Source organism: Streptomyces sp. NPDC087787, from assembly GCF_044743035.1.
In the GTDB taxonomy this organism is placed as follows: Bacteria; Actinomycetota; Actinomycetes; order Streptomycetales; family Streptomycetaceae; genus Streptomyces.
In genome coordinates this window covers 135,221-153,239 of the sequence record NZ_JBIUVQ010000008.1, presented here as the reverse complement: position 1 = coordinate 153,239, position 18,019 = coordinate 135,221, and the positions used below count along the sequence as shown (strand labels likewise).

Genomic DNA, 18,019 nt, shown 5'->3' with positions numbered 1-18,019 from the left:
CCGTACCGCGTCAACGGCCGAAGTGACGGGCCGCGGACGCGGTACGGAGACTTCGGGAGGCCCGGTCAGGCGCCGACGTACGTCGCGAGGTGTTGGCCGGTGAGGGTGGAACGCGCGGCGACCAGGTCGGCGGGGGTGCCCTCGAAGACGACCCGGCCGCCGTCGTGGCCGGCCCCCGGGCCGAGGTCGATGATCCAGTCGGCGTGCGCCATGACCGCCTGGTGGTGCTCGACGACGATCACCGACTTGCCTGAGTCGACGAGCCGGTCGAGCAGGCCCAGCAGGTGCTCGACATCGGCGAGGTGCAGACCCGCGGTCGGCTCGTCGAGGACGTAGACGCCGCCCTTCTCGGCCATGTGGGTCGCCAGCTTGAGCCGCTGCCGCTCGCCGCCGGACAGCGTGGTCAGCGGCTGCCCCAGGGTGAGGTAGCCGAGCCCGACGTCGGCGAGCCGCCCCAGGACCCGGTGCGCGGCCGGTGTGCGGGCTTCCCCGGCGCCGAAGAACTCCTCGGCCTCGGCCACCGGCATCGCCAGCACCTCGCTGATGTCACGGCCACCGAGGTGGTACTCAAGCACCGACGCGTCGAACCGCTTGCCCTCGCACTCCTCGCAGGTGGTGGCGACACCGGCCATCATCGCCAGGTCGGTGTAGATGACGCCGGCGCCGTTGCACGTGGGGCAGGCGCCCTCGGAGTTGGCGCTGAACAGGGCCGGCTTCACCCCGTTGGCCTTGGCGAACGCCTTGCGGATCGGTTCGAGCAGTCCGGTGTACGTCGCCGGGTTGCTGCGCCGCGAGCCGCGGATCGCGCCCTGGTCGACCGACACCACGCCCGCGCCGGCCGGGATCGACCCGTGCACCAACGAACTCTTGCCGGAACCGGCCACGCCGGTGACGACGACGAGCGTGCCGAGCGGGATGTCGACGTCGACGCCCCGCAGATTGTGCGTGTCGGCGCCACGGATCTCCAGCGTGCCGGTCGGCTTGCGCACCGCCTTCTTCACGGACGCCCGGTCGTCGAGGTGGCGGCCGGTGAGGGTGCCGCTGGCCCGCAGCCCCTCGACGGTGCCCTCGAAGCAGACGGCGCCGCCCGCCGTACCGGCGCCGGGACCGAGGTCGACGACGTGGTCGGCGATCGCGATGGTCTCCGGCTTGTGCTCCACGACGAGCACGGTGTTGCCCTTGTCCCGCAGCCGCAGCAGCAGGTCGTTCATCCGCTGGATGTCGTGCGGGTGCAGTCCGGTGGTGGGCTCGTCGAAGACGTAGGTGACGTCGGTCAGCGAGGAGCCGAGGTGGCGGATCATCTTCACTCGCTGTGCCTCGCCGCCCGACAGCGTGCCCGACGGGCGGTCGAGCGAGAGGTAGCCGAGGCCGATCTCCACGAAGGAGTCGAGGGTCTGCTGCAACGTGGCGAGCAGCGGCGCCATCGACGGCTCGTCCAGGCGGCGGACCCATTCGGCCAGATCGCTGATCTGCATCGCGCAGGCGTCGGCGATGCTGGTCCCGCCGATCCGCGACGACCGGGCCGCCTCGCTGAGCCGGGTGCCCCCGCACTCGGGGCAGTCGGTGAAGGTGATCGCCCGGTCCACGAACTCCCGGATGTGCGGCTGCATCGCCTCCCGGTCCTTGGAGAGCATCGACTTCTGGATCCTCGGGATCAGACCCTCATAGGTCATGTTGATGCCCGCGATCTTCATCCGGGTCGGCTCGCGGTGCAGGAAGTCGTGCAGCTCCTGCTCGGTGTACTTCTTGATCGGCTTGTCCGCGTCGAAGAAGCCGGACTCGCTGTAGAGCCGGTAGTTCCAGCCGCCCGGCTTGTAGCCGGGGATGGTCAGCGCGCCCTCGGTGAGCGACTTGGAGTCGTCGTAGAGCTGGGTGAGGTCGACGTCGGAGACCGTGCCACGGCCCTCGCAGCGCGGGCACATGCCGCCGGTGATGCTGAAGCTGCGCCGCTCCTTCACGGTCTTTCCGGCGCGTTCCACGGTGACCGCGCCCGCTCCGCTGATCGAGGGCACGTTGAAGGAGAACGCCTTGGGGGAGCCGATGTGCGGCTGCCCGAGCCGGCTGAAGAGGATGCGCAGCATCGCGTTGGCGTCGGTGGCGGTGCCCACCGTGGAACGCGGGTCGCCGCCCATCCGCTGCTGGTCGACGATGATCGCGGTGGTCAGCCCGTCGAGGACGTCGACCTCGGGGCGGGCCAGGGTCGGCATGAAGCCCTGCACGAAGGCGCTGTAGGTCTCGTTGATCAGCCGCTGCGACTCGGCGGCGACCGTGTCGAAGACGAGTGAGCTCTTGCCCGAGCCGGAGACACCGGTGAACACCGTCAGGCGCCGCTTCGGGATCTCGATGCTGACGTCCTTGAGGTTGTTCTCGCGCGCGCCGAGCACGCGGATCATGTCGTGGCTGTCGGCAGCGTGTGCCGCGGGCGACGGCGTGTCCGTGGCGTTGTTCATCGTGTCTCCATCTGTGAGGCTGGGCCGCCTTCGCGGCGACGGTGGGTGTCCGCCTGAGCGGCGGCGCCGGCCGGGGTGGCGCGCCGCTCGTCCGGCGGCGCTCACCGGGGCCGCGCTCCGCGCGAGAACCAGGGAATTATCCACACATTCCGACTTTGCGCACCCTTGCGCAGGTCATCGGACTGATCGCCGGACGGCTCGGCCCACGCTACCGGCGGCCCGGTTGCCGGCGCTTCTCGATTCCTGACCGGTCCGGGGCACGACCTGACGGTTCGGCCGGGCACCAGGGTGCTGGTGCCCGGCCAGGCCGGCTCCGCCCCTGTTTACAGATACGGGCGGGTGATCAGCTCGATCCCGTGACCTGCGGGGTCCCTGAGGTAGACCCCTCGACCGCCGTGCTCGTGGTTGATCTCACCGGGGCGCTGCAGGTGCGGATCGGCCCAGTGCTCGATGCCGCGGTCGCACAGCCGCTGATACGCCCGGTCGAACAGTTCGTCGTCGACCAGGAACGCGTAGTGCTGCATCTGGATCTCCACCGGCGGCTCGGCGAACTGGAGCAGCACGCCGTCGGCGAGCTGGACGTTGGTGAACGGGCCCCAGGACGGTGCTGCCCCCACTTCGAGCAGCTCCCGGAAGAAGCGGGCCGACTCCTCGCGGTCCTTGGAGGCGATGATGGTGTGGTTGAACGTGGCTGTCATTCGGCTGACCTGACTGTGATTCGGCACGGAAACGGACTCGTCGTGGTGCACGAGCACGGGAGGTCCGCGCGCCGAACCCGGGGGGTGCCTTCTCGGCACCCGCGGTGCGATCAGCCCTCCACCGGGTTGCCCGTCCGTGAGTGGCGTATCGCCGGTCCGGTGTTCACATCGAGGACCCTACTCGATCCGGCTTCCCCGCGGGTGGGTCATGCGGGACGCGGGTCGGGGCCGAGCCAGGTGAGGGCCGCGGTGGTCAGGGCCGTGACGCCGTCGGTGAGGGTGGGCCGCATGACGGGGGCGAAGAGCGGCGAGTGGTTCTGCGGGATGTCACGGCTTTTGGTGCCCGCGGCGTCCGCCTTCGCGTAGGTGCCGGGGTCGACGCCGCCGAGGAGCCAGTAGCAGACGGGCACGTTCGCGCTGGTGCCGAAGACGCCGACGTCCTCGCTGCCGGAGGAGGCTCCCGGGTCCGTCAGCCTGTCGTGGCCGATCACGTCGCCGATGGCGGCCATCGTCCGGGCGCACACCTCGTGGTCGTTGACCATCAGCGGGAAGGTGTGCAGGGTGCTGATCTCGGGATCCTGCTGCGCCCCGGCGACCGCCGCCTCGCCGCGGACGATCCGCTCCACCGCGTCCAGGACGGTCCGGCGGACCTGCGGGTCGTGGGTGCGGATGTTGAGCTGGAGCCGGGCCTCGTCCGGGATGATGTTGTCCTTGGTGCCGGCCTGCAGGGCGCCGACGGTGACCACGGCCCGGTCCCGGGAGGCGATCTCGCGGGAGACCACGGTCTGCAGCCGCATCACGGTGGAGGCCGCCATCACCACCGGGTCGATCGACGCCTCCGGCATGGACGCGTGGGCCCCGCGCCCGAACATGCGCACCTGGAGCGCGTCGGTGGCGGCGAAGGCGAGCCCGGGGTGGCAGGCGACGGTGCCGGCCGGGAGCGCCATCACGTGCTGGCCGAGGACGACGTCGGGGGTGCCGAAGCGGCCGTACAGGTCGTCGTCGACCATCGCCTGGGCGCCCTGGCCGAGCTCCTCGGCCGGCTGGAACACGGCCAGCACGGTGCCGGACCACCGCTCGCGGGCGCCGGCCAGGAGTGCCATGGTGCCGAACAGGCAGGTGACGTGCACGTCGTGGCCGCACGCGTGCATCACGCCTTCGTTGACCGAGGCGTACGGCAGCCCGGTCCGCTCGGTGACGGGCAGCGCGTCGAAGTCGGCGCGCAGGAGCACGGTCGGGCCCTCGCCGTTCACCAGCCTGGCCACGACGCCGGTCCGCCCGACGCCCTCGGTGACCTCGTATCCCAAGTCCCGTGTGCGGCGGGCGACTTCGGCGGCCGTGCGGTGCTCCTCGAAGGACAGCTCGGGATGGGCGTGCAGGTCCTGGTAGAGCGCTTCGAGGTCCTGGTTCAGGGTGGTGTCCAGGCCGGCCAGGACCTGCCGGGCGGTGTCGTGTGCGGTCATCGTGATGCCCCTTCGGCCGGTGGGCCGCTACGTCCGACGTAACCACACGCGGGGGAACGCGGCAGGCCGGCGGGCCGCCACGCCGGACTGCTTGAAAGTTGTAGCAAGAGGGCTGTCCGGTATAGCTTGAAGTTTCAAGCTAACTCGGGTCCCCACGCCCAGCGCCGCGAGACCCCGCACCCCCACCACCTGCGAGGAGCACCACCATGACCACTTCCGACGCCACCCTGACCCGACCTGTCGCCGTGCCCGGGACGGCCCCGGCGGCACCCGCCCGCGCGTACGACGCCGGCCTGCTCGTCCTGCGCCTCGTGCTCGGGCTGACCATGGCCGCGCACGGCACCCAGAAGCTGTTCGGCTGGTTCGGCGGAGGCGGTGTGGACGGCACCGGGCAGTTCTTCGCGGCCTCCGGCTACCCCTCGCCCAAGGCGTTCGCCGTCGTGGCCGGGCTCAGTGAGACCCTCGGTGGGCTCGGCCTCGTGCTCGGCCTGCTCACCCCGCTCGCCGCCGCGGCCGTCGCCGGCACGCTGGTCAACGCGATCTCCGTCAAGTGGGGCGGCGGCTTCTTCGCCCCGCAGGGCGTCGAGTACGAGCTGCTCATCGCCCTGTCCGCGGTGGCCCTCGCCCTGACCGGGCCCGGCCGGATCGCCGTGGACCGGCTGCTGCCCGTGCTGCGCTCGCACCGCGTCGCCCACGGCGTCGCCGCGATCGTGCTCGGCGCCGTCGTCGCCGGGGTCACGCTGCTGCTGCGCCACTGACGCCCTGCCTCGGACGGCGGACAGGTCGCACAGGGTCCGCCGTCCGGCCAGTGGATCTCATTTGACATTAGAGAGCCTTATAGAAGATAAAGGTGACGCTTTGGCCATCAATTCACGCGGCGTGACATCTGCGGCGTGATGCCCTCGAACGTTGCGCGAATGAGTCCTGACATGTCCCACCCCATCACCGACCAGCCCACAGCCGACCCCGCGGGGGAGTGGGACACATGGCGGTCCGAGCGCCATCGGGCCCTCACCTCGCCGACGGGCAACCTCGCCCTCGTCGAGACCCGCTGGCTGCCGGCCGGTGAGCGCCCGGACGCCGAGGCCGCTCGCGCGGGCCGGGCGCGTACGGTGACCGTCACCACGCTCCAGCGCACCGACCTCGTCACCGGCGAGCCCGAGCACGGCCTGCGCTTCTGGGACGCCGACTCGGACGCCGTCCGCAACTTCGACCGCGTCGACGTGTTCCCCTACGACCCGGCCTGGGTGCTCGAGGCGACCTACACGCCCGTACCCGGCGCCCGGCGCGTGGCCTTCGAGCACATCCGGGACAACGGCGGCACCCGCGACCTCGTCGTCCCGGGCGACATCACGCTCACCGTCGACGGCCGCGAGTACACCCTCAGTGCCTTCGACGACGACGGCACCCTGCTGCTCGTCTTCGGCGACCCCACCAACGGGGACACCACCTACGGCGCCGGCCGCTTCCTCTTCGTGCGACGCACCGAGGACGACGGCCGCGTCCTGCTCGACTTCAACCGCGCCTTCGTGCCGCCCTGCGGATTCTCCGATCAGTACAACTGTCCGATGCCGCCGCGGCAGAACCGTTTCCACCTGCCCATTCAGGCCGGTGAGAAGCTCCCCGTCTTCCGCGGCGGCTTCCCCGCGCAGCACTGATCACCCCGTAGCCTCCCGCACCTCCAGCACGAAAGCGCCACAGTCATGAGCATCAAGAAGACGTCCCTGTACGCCACCGCCACCGCTGCCACCCTCGCCGTGACCCTGAGCGCCTGCGGCGGCTCCGGCTCGGGCGGCAACGCCTCCGGCGGCACCGCGAACAAGGACGCCACCGTCAACGTCGGCTCCCTCTACGAGCCGCAGAACCTCGACAACACCGCGGGCGGCGGCCAGGGCGTCACCGAGGCACTCAACGGCAACGTCTACGAAGGGCTGTTCAAGCTCACCGACGACGGCAAGGTCGAGAAGCTGCTCGCCACGGACCACAAGGTGAGCGGTGACGGACTCACCTACACCTTCACCCTTCGTGACGGCGTGAAGTTCCACAGCGGCAAGGCCCTCACCAGCGAAGACGTCAAGTACAGCCTGGAGAAGGTCATCGCGGACGACTCCCAGTCCGCCCGCAAGAGCAACCTCCAGGTCATCAAGGACATCGCCACCCCCGACGCGCGGACCGTCAAGGTCACGCTGTCCAAGAAGTCGATCTCCTTCGTCTACAACCTCTCCTATGTCTGGATCATCAACTCCCAGGCGAAGAACCTGAAGACGACCGAGGACGGCACCGGCCCGTACCAGCTCGGCAAGTGGACCCGCGGCTCCGCGCTGAGCCTGGACCGGTTCCCCGGCTACTGGGGCAAGGCAGCCACGAACAAGAAGGCCGTCTTCCACTACTACAAGGACGCGACCGCCCTCAACAACGCGCTGCTGACGGGCGCCGTCGACGTGGTCACCAGCGAGCAGTCGCCCGACGCCCTCGACCAGTTCAAGAGCAACCCGAACTACAAGGTCAACGACGGCGACTCCACCACCAAGCTGCTGCTCGCCTTCAACGACAAGGCCAAGCCGTTCACCGACGTCAAGGTGCGCCAGGCCGTGTCCTCCGCCATCGACGACAAGAAGCTCCTCGAGTCCGTCTGGGGCGGTTACGGCAAGCTCATCGGCTCGATGGTGCCGCCCACCGACCCCTGGTACGAGGACCTCACCAAGGTCAACGCCTACGACCCGGCACGCGCCAAGAAGCTGCTCGCCGAGGCCGGCTACGCCAAGGGCTTCAGCTTCACCCTCGACACCCCCAACTACGACCCGCACCCCACCGCCGCGACCTTCATCAAGTCGGAGCTCGCCAAGGTCGGCGTCAGCGTCAAGATCAACACGATCACGCCGGACGAGTGGTACACGAAGGTCTACAAGAACCACGACTTCTCGGCCACCCTCCAGGAGCACGTCAACGACCGTGACCTCGTCTGGTACGGCAACCCCGACTTCTACTGGGGCTACGACAACAAGCAGGTCACGCAGTGGGTGGAGCAGGCCGAGCAGGCCTCCAGCACCGCCGAGCAGACCGAGCTGCTGAAGAAGGTCAACCGCAGGACCGCCGAGGACGCGGCCAGCGACTGGCTGTACCTGTACCCGCAGATCGTCGTCGCGAGCAGCAAGCTGTCCGGCTACCCGCTCAACGGCCTCAACTCGCAGTTCTACGTCTACGACATCCAGAAGAAGGGCTGATGGCCCGCTATCTCCTGCGGCGCTTCGCCTTCCTCCTGGTGTCGCTGGCCCTGGCGAGCGTGGTGCTGTTCGTCCTGCTGCGCATGCTGCCCGGCGACCCGGCCAACGCACTCACCTCGGTGGGTGCGAGCCCGGAACAGATCGCCGCGGCACGGCACTCCATCGGGTCCGACAAGCCGCTGCCCGAGCAGTTCGTCCACTGGCTCGGGCAGTTGGCGAGTGGCGACCTCGGTACCTCCTTCGTCAACTCGCTGCCCGTCGGACCCGAGGTCGCCTCCCGGATGAGCGTCACCGCGCCACTGACCCTGGCCGCGTTCACCCTCGCCGTCGTCCTCGCCGTGCCCGCCGGGTTCGTCGCCGCGCACAAACGGCACACCTGGTACGGCGCACTGCTCAGCGGCGTGTCCCAACTGGGCATCGCGGTACCGGTGTTCTGGCTCGGCATGATCCTCATCGCCGTGTTCGCGCTGAACGCCGGCTGGCTCCCGTCCGGCGGCTTCCCGCCGGACGGCTGGTCGGAGCCGGCCGAGGCGATCCGCTCCCTCGTCCTGCCGGTCGTCACCATCGCCCTGGTGATGAGTGCGTCCCTGATCCGCTACGTCCGCTCAGCCACCCTCGACGTCCTCGGCAGCGACCATTTGCGCACCGCCCGCGCCCTGGGCTCGTCCTTCGGCCGCGCGATGTGGCGGCACGGACTGCGCAACGCCTCCGTACCGGTCATCTCGATCCTCGGCATCGAACTCGCCTCGACCCTGCTCGGCGCGGTCGTCGTGGAATCGGTGTACGCGCTGCCCGGCCTCGGCTCCCTGCTCGCCACCGCCATCGCCCAGCACGACTACCCGGTCATCCAGGGCGTGCTGTTCGTCTCCACCCTCGCCGTGCTGCTCATCGGTTTCGTCGCCGACCTCGTACAGCGGATCATCGACCCGCGCCTGCGCGGCCGGCTCTCCGGAGGTGCCCGATGACCCGGGCGGACACACTGCCCACCGTCCGGCCGGAGAAGACGCCACCGGGCGGACGCGGTCCCCGGCGTTCGGCCACGCTCGTCGTCGGCTGCGTCCTCGCCGGCCTCATCGCGCTGCTCGCTCTGGTGTCCCTGTTCTGGCTGCCCTTCTCCGCCGACGACACCTCCGGCGGGCGCCTCGCCGGCCCCGGGAACGGGCATCTGCTGGGCACCGACAAGCTCGGGCGCGACCTGTTCACCCAGGTCATGACCGGCTCGCGGATCGCCGTCGAGGCGGGCCTGGGGTCGGTGCTCGTCGCCGCCGCGATCGGCGTCACCCTCGGGGTGCTCGCCGCGTTCGCGCAGGGCTGGCTCGACGACACGCTCTCGGCGTTCCTCGACATCCTCATCGCCTTCCCGACCCTGCTGCTCGCGATGCTCATCGTCGCCGCACGCTCGGCGACCCTCGGCTCGGCCGTCCTCGCGATCGGCCTGGCGCAGAGCGCGGTCGTCGCCCGGCTGGTGCGCATCCTCGTCAAACGCGTGCTCGCGCAGGACTACATCACCGCGGCCCGCACCTCCGGCACGTCCTGGCCCAGGACCGTCTTCGGCCATGTGCTGCCCAACATCTGGCCCACCCTGGTGGTCAACCTGGCCCTCCAGTTCGGGCTCGCCGTGCTCGCCGAGGCCGGACTGTCCTATCTCGGGCTCGGAGCGCCCCCGCCGAACGCCTCGTGGGGCCGGATGCTCCAGGAGGCCCAGGCCACCTTCACCACCGCCCCGGCGGGCGCGCTCGCCCCCGGCATCCTGCTCGTCCTGCTCGTCATCGGTGTCAACCTCATCGCCGACGGCCTGCGCGACACCCTCGACCCGGCCACCCGCCGGAGGCGCGCGTGAACCTCCTCGACGTACGCGGACTGACCGTCCGCACCGGCGACGGCCGCACCCTGGTCGACGACCTGTCCTTCACCGTGTCCGGCGGCGAACGCCTCGGTCTCATCGGCGAGTCCGGCTCCGGCAAGTCCCTCACCACGCTCGCCGTGCTCGGTCTGCTGCCCGACGGCATGTCCGCCACCGGCAGCGTCGAACTCGCCGGCACCCAGGTGGTCGGCGCCCCCGAGAAGCGGCTCACCTCCCTGCGCGGCCGGGACGCGGCCATCGTCTTCCAGGAGCCGCTCACCGCGCTCGACCCGCTGATGCGCGTGGGCCGCCAGATCGCCGAACCCCTGCGCAGGCGCACCGGCCTGAAGGGCAAGGACCTTCAGCAGGCGGTGGCGCGGACGCTCGTCCAGGTCCGGCTGCCCGAACCCGAGCGCATCGCCCGTGCCTTCCCGCACGAGATCTCCGGCGGACAGCGCCAGCGCGTGGCCCTCGCCATGGCCCTGGCCTGCGAACCGAAACTGCTTATCGCGGACGAGCCGACCACCGCCCTGGACGTGTCCGTCCAGGCCGAGATGCTGGAACTCGTCGACACGCTGGTCCGGGAACGGGACATGGCGGTGCTGTTCGTCAGCCACGACCTCGCCGTGGTGGCCAAGGTGACAGACCGCGCCCTGGTGCTGAAGGACGGGCGGGCGGTGGAGGAGGGCCCGGTCGGGGCCATCGTCGGCGCGCCCCGCGAGGAGTACACCAAGACCCTCGTCGCCAGTGCCCGGCGCCTGGAATCCGCCCTGGACCTGAGGAGCGCGCGATGACCCCCGTACTCGAACTGTCCGGCGTCGCGCTGCGTCACCGGGGCGCCTCCGGCAACGTGGTCGAGGACGTGTCGTTCGAGGTCGAGGCCGGGCACAGTCTCGCGCTCGTCGGCGAGTCCGGAGCCGGCAAGACCACGCTGCTGCGGCTGCTGCTGGGTCTCGCCCGGCCCACGGCCGGCCAGGTCCGCTTCGACGGCGCAGAACTGTCCCCGCGGGACCGGGAACAGATGCGCCGCTTCCGGCGCGGCGTCCAGTGCGTGTTCCAGGACCCGTACTCCTCGCTCGACCCGCGCCGCCGGATCGGCGCCACCGTGGCCGAGCCGCTGCTCTCCCTGGGCATCGACAGCCGCGCCGCGGCCCGGCCGAAGGTGGCCGCGGCCCTGGAACGGGTCGGTCTGCCGGCCGACGCGGCCGACCGCTACCCGCACGAGTTCTCCGGCGGCCAGCGTCAGCGGATCGCCATCGCCCGCGCCACCGTCTGCACTCCGCGGGTGTTGCTGGCCGACGAACCAGTGAGCGCGCTCGACGTCACCACCCGGGTCAAGGTCGTCGACCTGCTGGCCGAGCTCAAGCAGGAGCAGGGGCTGACCCTGGTGATGGTCTCCCACGACCTGTCGGTCGTCGCCTCGCTGTGCGAACGCACCGCCGTCCTGGAACGCGGCCGCGTGGTCGAACACGGCGACACCGCCCAGGTGCTGACCCGGCCCGCCCACCCGTACACCCGCCGCCTGCTCGACAGCGTGCCGCGCCTCCCGGCCTAACCGCCTCCGCGTCCTCCGGCGCGAGCCCCCGGCCGCGCCGGGCCCTGGCCTGCGCCGCCCCTGGCCCCGGCCGCTCCGGGTCGACCCGAACCCGCAACGCGCGGTCCGGTGTAAGTCCTCGGCCGTCCCGGCCGTTCCGGGCCCCGTCCGTGCGGGCCACCGGCTGTTCCGGGGCGGTCCGGCTGTCCCGGCCGGCCCGAGCCGCCGTCGCGCCGCCCGGCGCGGGCCCCCGCCCGTGCCAGGCGCCGGACCGTTCCGGACGTCCCGTCGACCCGAACCCCATCACGCCGCCCGGCGCGGGCCCCTGGCGCTACCGGGCGCGCGGGCGCCCCGGGCCCGCCGTCGTCCCGGGCCCTCGGGACGTCTTGGAGTCCCCGGCCCTCCCGGGGCTTGCTCCCCGGCCTACCGCGCCGGTGTGTCGTACTCCGGGGTGGTGGTGAGCAGTTCGGAGACGTCCGTGCCGACCGGGATCTCGCGCGGCGTGGTGCCGCGGGAGAAGAGGCGGGCGGCGCTCTCGCCGCCGATCTCGGCGTGGGTTCCCGTCACTCGCAGCCACGAGCCCTCGCGCAGGCCGAGGACCGGCACGTCGTTCTCCTCGAGGAACTCCGTCAGGCGCTCCTCGCGGGTCTCGCCCTTGTGCGTGGAGCCCGGGTCGGGGTCCAGGTAGTGCGGGTTGATCTGGAACGGGACAAGGCCCAGCGCCTCGAAGGACGGGGGCTGGACGATCGGCATGTCGTTGGTGGTGCGCAGCGTGGGCGCGGCCATGTTGGTGCCCGCGCTGGCGCCCATGTACGGCAGCCCGTCCCCGACCGCCTTGATCAGCGCGTCCCGCAGACCCGTCCGGTACAGGGCGGTCAGCAGCCGGAAGGAGTTGCCGCCGCCGACGAACGCGGCGTCCGCCTCGGCGAGCCGGCCGACCGGGTCACCGCCCTCGTGCACCCCGTGCACGTCGATGCCGGCCCCGGCGAGCGCGTCGCGCACCTTGGCCGTGTAGGCGTCGTGGTCGGCGAGCGCGTACGGCACGAACGCGAGCCGTGCCCGGTCCGGTAGGAACGCGGTCACGGTGCCGAGGGCGTGTTCCAGGTAACCACGGCCGTACTGGGTGGAGTTGGACAGGAGCAGCAGGTTCAAGGGGTGTTCCTCACCATGGGTTCGATGCTTCAGGCCGTACGGCCGCGCGGGCGGCGGTGGTGCTGGGGCGGGTGCGTCAGCCGCTGTTCCAGCAGCCGGGCCGCCTTGCGCAGCGCGTCGAGCCGGTCCTCGGGACCGTCCGGGAAGCGCTCCCCGGCGGCCCCCAGGCTGAGGCTGCCGTAGGGCTCGGCGCCGAGGAAGACGGGCACGGCGACGGTGCCGATGCCGGCGTCGTACTCGCCGACCGTCCACGCGTACCCCTGCGCCCGCACCTGACGGAACTCGCGTTCCAGCTGGTCGGGGTCGGTGACCGTGCGCTCCGTGAACCGGGCCATGGGCCGGCCGCGGAACAGCCGGTGGCGCTGCTCGTCGGGCAGGAACGCGTAGTACGACTTGCTGGTCGCCCCCGCGTGCGCCGGATACAGCTCGCCGACCAGAGGGTAGTAGCGCAGCGGCCCCTCCTCGCCCTCGACCGCCGCAACGCACCGCATGTGGAAGCTGTCGGGCAGACAGAACAGGACCGTGTCGCCGGTCGCGGCGCGCAGCTCCTGGAGGACGGGCTCCGCGAGCAGTTCCAGCGAGCCGGAGCGCTCCCAGAGGCGGCCGAGCCGCAGTGCGGCGGGACCGATCCGGTAGCGGCGGGTCGCCGGATCCGACACCAGGAAGCCGCGCCCGGCCAGCGTGGACAGCAGCCGCTGCGCGACCGAGGTGTCCCAGCCGAACTCGGTGGCCACCTCCGTCACGCCCCAGTCGGGCCGGGTGCGCTCGAAGGCCAGCAGCACCAGCAGGGCACGGTCGACGGTCTGCAGCGCCCCGGCCGGGGTCTTCCGGTCGACGGGGATGTCAGGCACGGCAACTCCTCTCCGCATGACGTCCGCATGGGACGTCCGTCCCTCCGCCCATCTCGCCATTCAGACCTGAATTGCGGATAACGGGAAACAGTTGCGAAGAAGGTTAACGGATCCCGAATCTTCTGTCAGCACCGCCTCAGGTGCGGATCAGGAGAAGCTGCCCATGTTGAAGTACGTCCTGGACATCGTGGATCTGCTGGACGATCCCGATGCCGACGGCAAGGGAGTCGCCGCCTACCTCGACTCCGTGGCGGGCCCCGCAGGCTCCGGCGCCCAGGTCACCACCGTCACCGGCGAGCGGGGCGCCACGGACTTCGCCCTCGTGCGCGTGCCGGGCCGCACCGGCCGCAGCCGCGGTGGCACCTCGCGCACCCTCGGCGTGGTCGGACGGCTCGGCGGCGTGGGCGCCCGTCCGGAGATCACCGGCCTGGTCTCCGACGCGGACGGCGCGATCGCCGCGATCGCCACCGCCGCCAAGCTGCTGGACATGCGCCGCCGCGGCGACGTGCTCGACGGCGACGTGATCGTGGCCACCCACATCTGCCCGAACGCCCCGACCGCACCGCACGACCCGGTGCCCTTCATGGACTCGCCGGTCGACATCGCCACCATGAACCGGCACGAGGTCACCGACGCGATGGAGGCGGTGCTCTCCATCGACACCACCAAGGGCAACCGGATCATCAACCACAAGGGCCTGGCCCTGTCGCCCACCGTCAAGGAGGGCTGGGTGCTCAAGGTCAGCGAGCAGCTGGGTGAGCTGCTGGCCGTGGTCACCGGTGAGCCGTTGGTCACGTACCCGGTGACCACTCAGGACATCACCCCGTACGGTAACGGTGTACACCACATCAATTCGATCCTTCAGCCGGCCACGGCGACGTCCGCCCCGGTCGTCGGCCTCGCGGTCACCTCGGCCGCGGCGGTGCCCGGCTGCCAGACGGGCGCTAGCCACGAGAGCGACATCGCGGCCGCCGCCCGGTTCGCCGTCGAGACCGCGAAGGCCTACGGCGGCGGACGCCTGGACTTCCACGACGACGTGGAGTTCGACCGGCTCGTGTCCCGTTACGGCTCGCTGGCACACCTGCAGACCCTCGGCCGCGCACCCAGGGAGTCGTGATCATGGCCGCTCACAAGAACACCGCCACCGCCCCGGACACCGCCGGCCACAGAGCTCTGGGCAGCGACGACTACGCCCTCGCCCGCGTCCCGCGCAGCGAACGGCTCGGTTTCTGGACGATGCTGCTCCAGTGGCTCGCCCAGTCCGGATCGATCTCGCAGTTCACGCTCGGCGCCACCATCGGCGTCGGGATGTCCTTCGGCAACGCGCTCCTCGCCTTCACCCTCGGCGCCGTGATCCTGGAAGTCGTGATCTTCGCGATCGGCCTGGCCGGTATGCGCGAGGGCCTCGCGACCCCGCTGCTCACCCGCTGGGTCGGCTTCGGCCGCAACGGCTCCGCGCTGGTCAGCCTCGTCATCTCCATCAGCCTCGTCGGCTGGTTCGGAGTGCAGAACACGATCTTCGGCAACAGCGTCTCCGCCCTGGTCGGCGGCCCCTCGTGGCTGTGGTGCGTCGTCGCAGGCCTGGCCATCACGGTCCTGGTGGTCTTCGGTTTCCGGTACATGGCGGTCTTCGCGAAGATCGTCACCCCGCTGTTCTTCGCGATGGTCGCCTGGTCCGTCACCGACGCCCTGACCAAGCACTCCATCTCGGACCTCGTCCACTCGCCGGCCCCCGGCCCGGCGGTCCCGCTGTCGGTCGCCGCGACCGCCATCGCGGGCGGCTTCATGACCGGCGCGATCGTCGCGCCCGAGATGACCCGCTACAACAAGAAGGGCGCCCACGTCTTCGTGCAGAGCGCCTCCTCCATGATCCTGTCCGAGTACATCGTCGGCATGACCGGTGTCCTGCTCGGTCATCTGGTGGGCAGCAACCAGGTCTCCCAGATCGTGCTCTCCACCTCCGGCGTCTTCGGTGTGGTGGTCGTCCTGATGTCCACGGCGAAGATCAACGACTGGAACCTGTACGGCTCCTCGCTCGGCGTCGTCAACTTCTTCCAGGTCGTCTTCCGCAAGCGCCTGCGCCGCGGCGCGGTCACCATCGTCCTCGGCCTCGCCGGCACCCTGCTGTCCGCGGTCGGCATCATGACCCACTTCACCGACTTCCTGTCGGTGCTCGGCGTGGCCATCCCGCCGGTCGGCGGCATCATCGTCGCCGAGTACTGGGTGGTGCGCCGCATGCGCGGACCGCTCGACGCCACCCGCGAGACGCAGACCCTGCCCGCCACCTCACCGGTCTGGGTGCCGATGTCCCTGGTCATCTGGGCCGCGGCGTTCTGCGTCGGCAAGTTCTACGACGGCGGCATCCCCGCCCTCAACTCCCTGCTGACCGCCTTCGTCCTGTACAGCGTCCTCGGACTCGCCGGCTGGATCAGGACCTACGGCACCACCACCCTCGACGACGAGCCCGCCGACGGCACCGGGCAGTCCCCGGCCGCCACCGGCACGGCCCCCGTAGGAGCGTCATGAGCACCACCCCCTCACTCGCCGCCGCCTCCGAGGAGGCACAGCGCGAGGCCATCGAACTGTGCGCGGAGCTGATCCGCTTCGACACCTCCAACCCCACCAGCGACGAGCGCGCCTGCGCCGACCGGGTCGTCGAGCTGCTGGCCGAGGCCGGCATCACCTCGGAGCTGGTGGAGAGCGCGCCGGGCCGCGCCAACGTCGTCGCCCGCATCCCCGGCCGCGACCCGGACCGCGGGGCACTGCTCGTCCACGGCCATCTGGACGTCGTACCGGCCGACCCGGACGAGTGGCGGGTGCCGCCCTTCTCCGGCGAGATCCGCGACGGCTACCTGTGGGGCCGGGGCGCCATCGACATGAAGGACACGGTGGCGGTCACGCTGGCCACCGCCCGGCACTTCGCCCGCACCGGCACCCGGCCGTCCCGCGACATCGTTCTGGCCTTCCTCGCCGACGAGGAGGCGGGCGGCAGGTACGGCGCGCACTGGATGGTCGAGCACCGGCCCGAGCTGTTCGCCGGTGTCACCGAGGCGATCGGCGAGGGCGGCGGTTTCAGCTACGCGCTCGACGACACCCGGCGGCTGTACCCGATCGAGAACGCCCAGCGCGGCATGGCCTGGATGGAACTGACGGCCACCGGCCGCGCGGGCCACGGCTCCTCGCCCAACGACGAGAACGCGGTCACCGACCTCGCCGAGTCGCTCTCCCGCATCGGCCGCCACACCTTCCCGGCCCGCCTGATCGAACCGGTGCGCGCGCTGCTCGCGGAGGCCGCCCGGCTCCAGGGCGTCGACATCGCCTTCGACGCCGAGGACCTCGACACGGAAATCGCGAAGCTCGGTCCGATCGCCGACTTCATGCAGGTGGTGCTGCGCAACTCCGCCAACCCCACGATGTTCTCGGCGGGTTACCAGACCAACGTGATCCCGGGCCGGGCCACCGCACGCGTCGACGGCCGCTTCCTGCCCGGCCATGAGCAGGAACTCGTCGACACCATCGACAAGTTGCTCCTGCCGTCGGTCAGCCGGCAGTGGGTCAACCACGACATCGCCATGGAGACCACCTTCGACGGCCCCCTCGTCGACGCGATGTGCGCGGCCGTACGCGCCGAGGACCCCCACGGCCACCCGGTGCCGTACTGCAACCCGGGCGGCACCGACGCGAAGGCCTTCACGAAGCTCGGCATCCGCTGCTTCGGCTTCAAGGGCCTGAAACTGCCCCACGACCTCGACTACGGCCGCCTCTTCCACGGCGTGGACGAACGAGTCCCCCTCGAAGGCCTCCGCTTCGGCGTCCGGGTGATGACCCGCCTGTGGCAGAGCTGCTGACCGACCCGCTCCCACCCCTGCGCCGCTCCGTGCGGCCCGGCGAGCAGACGCTCACCGAGCCGCACGGGGCTTTCGGCGTGGCTGAGGTCAGTCGGTTCCGACGCCGTCGATCAGGCGGTTGAGGAAGCGGCTGAACGTCGCTTCCGGGGTGAGGGGGGCGCCCGGGGGCGGAGAGGGCCGCGGCGAGTTCCGGGTGGTGGCCGTCCGCGGCGACGGCGGCGAGATACCGGGCTTCGGCCGCGGCTCGACCGGGCGCCTGCGAGGCTGAGGCCTGTGCGATCTCGTGGCCGACGTGCCCGACCACGAACGCGGTGAGCTGGGCGAAGACCTCCAGCCTTGCCGCACCGTCCAGCCCGGTGGGCCGCAGGGCGGCAAGCGCGCGCTCCATGAAGGCCGGCGTATGGGGGCCGGGAGTGCGGCGTGTGGACAGGGCGGCGGGCAGTCAGGGATGCCGGAGCATCAGGGCGCGCTGGAGGTGGGCGATGGCCTTGATGTCGGCGCGCCAGTCGCCGGTGGACGCGGCCGTGGCCGGCAGTTCGCCGCTGACGTGGTCGACCATCAGCTCCAGCAGCGTCTCCTTGTCGGGGGCGTAGCTGTAGAGGGACATGACGCCGGCTCCGACCCGCGCGGCGACCCGGCGCATGGTGACCGCGTCGAGCCCTTCCGCGTCCGCCCTTCCGCGTCCGCCCGGCCGACGGCTGCCGCCGTGACGGCTGGGCGGAGGTCCTCGCAGGTCAGCGTACCCATGAGCGCCACCGCCCACCGCTTTGCCGCCGGTCACCGCATACGCTGGCAGATCAGCGCGGGCGCTCATCCGCGCCATGCCCGCAATCCGGGTACCGGCGAGTCCCCCGTGGACGCCACCACCTTCACACCGGTGCGCGTCACGCTGCACGCTGACTCGGCACTGACGCTCGCCCACGGTTCCGGGCCGGCTTGACCCTTCACCCCCCGGC

The 18,019-nt window shown here is 71.1% G+C and carries 15 protein-coding genes and 2 pseudogenes; 11 read left to right on the top strand and 6 right to left on the bottom strand.

Annotation, left to right across the window (positions count from 1 at the left end):
• Positions 1 to 65 precede the first annotated feature (65 nt).
• The 3 genes from ACIOWN_RS15330 to ACIOWN_RS15320 all read right to left on the bottom strand — a co-directional run bounded on the left by ACIOWN_RS15330 (position 66) and on the right by ACIOWN_RS15320 (position 4,611).
• A complete protein-coding gene (locus tag ACIOWN_RS15330) occupies positions 66 to 2,450 on the bottom strand; it encodes an ATP-binding cassette domain-containing protein (RefSeq protein WP_401982432.1) in 2,385 nt (794 codons plus the stop codon).
• Positions 2,451 to 2,773: 323 nt separating this feature from the next.
• The gene (locus ACIOWN_RS15325; RefSeq protein WP_362351686.1) at positions 2,774 to 3,148 is read right to left on the bottom strand and encodes a VOC family protein; all 375 of its coding nucleotides are present in this window, start codon (positions 3,146 to 3,148) and stop codon (positions 2,774 to 2,776) included.
• A gap of 206 nt (positions 3,149 to 3,354) precedes the next feature.
• Positions 3,355 to 4,611 carry an amidohydrolase gene (locus ACIOWN_RS15320; protein ID WP_401982431.1) on the bottom strand — a complete coding sequence of 419 codons (1,257 nt, stop codon included), beginning with the start codon at positions 4,609 to 4,611 and terminating at the stop codon, positions 3,355 to 3,357.
• A 206-nt stretch (positions 4,612 to 4,817) separates the two neighbouring features.
• On the opposite strand from ACIOWN_RS15320, the gene ACIOWN_RS15315 reads away from it, so the two are divergent.
• From ACIOWN_RS15315 to ACIOWN_RS15285, 7 genes are all read left to right on the top strand, one after another.
• Positions 4,818 to 5,369 (top strand): DoxX family protein, encoded by a 552-nt coding sequence (locus tag ACIOWN_RS15315; RefSeq protein ID WP_401982429.1) that lies wholly within the window; start codon positions 4,818 to 4,820, stop codon positions 5,367 to 5,369.
• Positions 5,370 to 5,540: 171 nt separating this feature from the next.
• Entirely contained in the window at positions 5,541 to 6,269 is a 729-nt protein-coding gene (locus ACIOWN_RS15310; protein WP_362351695.1) for a DUF1684 domain-containing protein, read from the top strand.
• 45 nt (positions 6,270 to 6,314) lie between these two features.
• The gene (locus ACIOWN_RS15305) at positions 6,315 to 7,835 is read left to right on the top strand and encodes an ABC transporter substrate-binding protein (protein WP_401982428.1); all 1,521 of its coding nucleotides are present in this window, start codon (positions 6,315 to 6,317) and stop codon (positions 7,833 to 7,835) included.
• Positions 7,835 to 8,800, top strand: coding sequence for an ABC transporter permease (locus ACIOWN_RS15300; protein WP_401982427.1), 966 nt, complete (start codon positions 7,835 to 7,837; stop codon positions 8,798 to 8,800). The genes ACIOWN_RS15305 and ACIOWN_RS15300 overlap by 1 nt, the downstream gene beginning before the upstream one ends.
• Complete coding sequence (locus tag ACIOWN_RS15295; RefSeq protein WP_362351701.1) at positions 8,797 to 9,675, top strand: ABC transporter permease; 879 nt, start codon at positions 8,797 to 8,799, stop codon at positions 9,673 to 9,675. Before ACIOWN_RS15300 ends, ACIOWN_RS15295 begins: the two co-directional genes overlap by 4 nt.
• Entirely contained in the window at positions 9,672 to 10,472 is an 801-nt protein-coding gene (locus ACIOWN_RS15290) for an ABC transporter ATP-binding protein (RefSeq protein ID WP_362351704.1), read from the top strand. Before ACIOWN_RS15295 ends, ACIOWN_RS15290 begins: the two co-directional genes overlap by 4 nt.
• Positions 10,469 to 11,233 carry an ABC transporter ATP-binding protein gene (locus ACIOWN_RS15285; RefSeq protein WP_362351706.1) on the top strand — a complete coding sequence of 255 codons (765 nt, stop codon included), beginning with the start codon at positions 10,469 to 10,471 and terminating at the stop codon, positions 11,231 to 11,233. Before ACIOWN_RS15290 ends, ACIOWN_RS15285 begins: the two co-directional genes overlap by 4 nt.
• A 402-nt stretch (positions 11,234 to 11,635) precedes the next feature.
• On the opposite strand, the gene pepE is transcribed toward ACIOWN_RS15285, so the two are convergent.
• Positions 11,636 to 12,364 (bottom strand): dipeptidase PepE, encoded by a 729-nt coding sequence (gene pepE, locus ACIOWN_RS15280; RefSeq protein ID WP_401982424.1) that lies wholly within the window; start codon positions 12,362 to 12,364, stop codon positions 11,636 to 11,638.
• 29 nt (positions 12,365 to 12,393) lie between these two features.
• A complete protein-coding gene (locus tag ACIOWN_RS15275; protein ID WP_326800827.1) occupies positions 12,394 to 13,233 on the bottom strand; it encodes an IclR family transcriptional regulator in 840 nt (279 codons plus the stop codon).
• 145 nt (positions 13,234 to 13,378) lie between these two features.
• Between ACIOWN_RS15275 and ACIOWN_RS15270 the strand changes: the two genes are divergently transcribed.
• Genes ACIOWN_RS15270 through ACIOWN_RS15260 form a run of 3 tightly spaced genes read left to right on the top strand, consistent with a single transcriptional unit; the run spans position 13,379 to position 17,063 of the window.
• Positions 13,379 to 14,332, top strand: coding sequence for a DUF1177 domain-containing protein (locus ACIOWN_RS15270; RefSeq protein ID WP_401982422.1), 954 nt, complete (start codon positions 13,379 to 13,381; stop codon positions 14,330 to 14,332).
• A gap of 2 nt (positions 14,333 to 14,334) precedes the next feature.
• Entirely contained in the window at positions 14,335 to 15,741 is a 1,407-nt protein-coding gene (locus tag ACIOWN_RS15265; protein WP_401982421.1) for a cytosine permease, read from the top strand.
• The gene (locus ACIOWN_RS15260) at positions 15,738 to 17,063 is read left to right on the top strand and encodes a M20/M25/M40 family metallo-hydrolase (RefSeq protein WP_401982419.1); all 1,326 of its coding nucleotides are present in this window, start codon (positions 15,738 to 15,740) and stop codon (positions 17,061 to 17,063) included. Before ACIOWN_RS15265 ends, ACIOWN_RS15260 begins: the two co-directional genes overlap by 4 nt.
• Before the next feature lie 87 nt (positions 17,064 to 17,150).
• Here the strand turns inward: ACIOWN_RS15260 and ACIOWN_RS15255 are convergent.
• Positions 17,151 to 17,810 (bottom strand): annotated as a pseudogene (locus tag ACIOWN_RS15255) (TetR/AcrR family transcriptional regulator C-terminal domain-containing protein).
• Between ACIOWN_RS15255 and ACIOWN_RS15250 the strand changes: the two are divergent.
• A pseudogene (locus ACIOWN_RS15250) lies at positions 17,797 to 18,003 on the top strand (CocE/NonD family hydrolase C-terminal non-catalytic domain-containing protein); the annotation flags it as partial. The pseudogenes ACIOWN_RS15255 and ACIOWN_RS15250 overlap by 14 nt on opposite strands.
• Positions 18,004 to 18,019: the final 16 nt, after the last annotated feature.

What these genes read in the sequence shown, in the direction of transcription:
- ACIOWN_RS15330 (WP_401982432.1), bottom strand. Translation starts at nt 2,450, where the DNA reads ATGAACAACGCCACGGACACGCCGTCGCCCGCGGCACACGCTGCCGAC.
- ACIOWN_RS15325 (WP_362351686.1), bottom strand. Translation starts at nt 3,148, where the DNA reads ATGACAGCCACGTTCAACCACACCATCATCGCCTCCAAGGACCGCGAG.
- ACIOWN_RS15320 (WP_401982431.1), bottom strand. Translation starts at nt 4,611, where the DNA reads ATGACCGCACACGACACCGCCCGGCAGGTCCTGGCCGGCCTGGACACC.
- ACIOWN_RS15315 (WP_401982429.1), top strand. Translation starts at nt 4,818, where the DNA reads ATGACCACTTCCGACGCCACCCTGACCCGACCTGTCGCCGTGCCCGGG.
- ACIOWN_RS15310 (WP_362351695.1), top strand. Translation starts at nt 5,541, where the DNA reads ATGTCCCACCCCATCACCGACCAGCCCACAGCCGACCCCGCGGGGGAG.
- ACIOWN_RS15305 (WP_401982428.1), top strand. Translation starts at nt 6,315, where the DNA reads ATGAGCATCAAGAAGACGTCCCTGTACGCCACCGCCACCGCTGCCACC.
- ACIOWN_RS15300 (WP_401982427.1), top strand. Translation starts at nt 7,835, where the DNA reads ATGGCCCGCTATCTCCTGCGGCGCTTCGCCTTCCTCCTGGTGTCGCTG.
- ACIOWN_RS15295 (WP_362351701.1), top strand. Translation starts at nt 8,797, where the DNA reads ATGACCCGGGCGGACACACTGCCCACCGTCCGGCCGGAGAAGACGCCA.
- ACIOWN_RS15285 (WP_362351706.1), top strand. Translation starts at nt 10,469, where the DNA reads ATGACCCCCGTACTCGAACTGTCCGGCGTCGCGCTGCGTCACCGGGGC.
- ACIOWN_RS15275 (WP_326800827.1), bottom strand. Translation starts at nt 13,233, where the DNA reads ATGCGGAGAGGAGTTGCCGTGCCTGACATCCCCGTCGACCGGAAGACC.
- ACIOWN_RS15270 (WP_401982422.1), top strand. Translation starts at nt 13,379, where the DNA reads ATGTTGAAGTACGTCCTGGACATCGTGGATCTGCTGGACGATCCCGAT.
- ACIOWN_RS15265 (WP_401982421.1), top strand. Translation starts at nt 14,335, where the DNA reads ATGGCCGCTCACAAGAACACCGCCACCGCCCCGGACACCGCCGGCCAC.
- ACIOWN_RS15260 (WP_401982419.1), top strand. Translation starts at nt 15,738, where the DNA reads ATGAGCACCACCCCCTCACTCGCCGCCGCCTCCGAGGAGGCACAGCGC.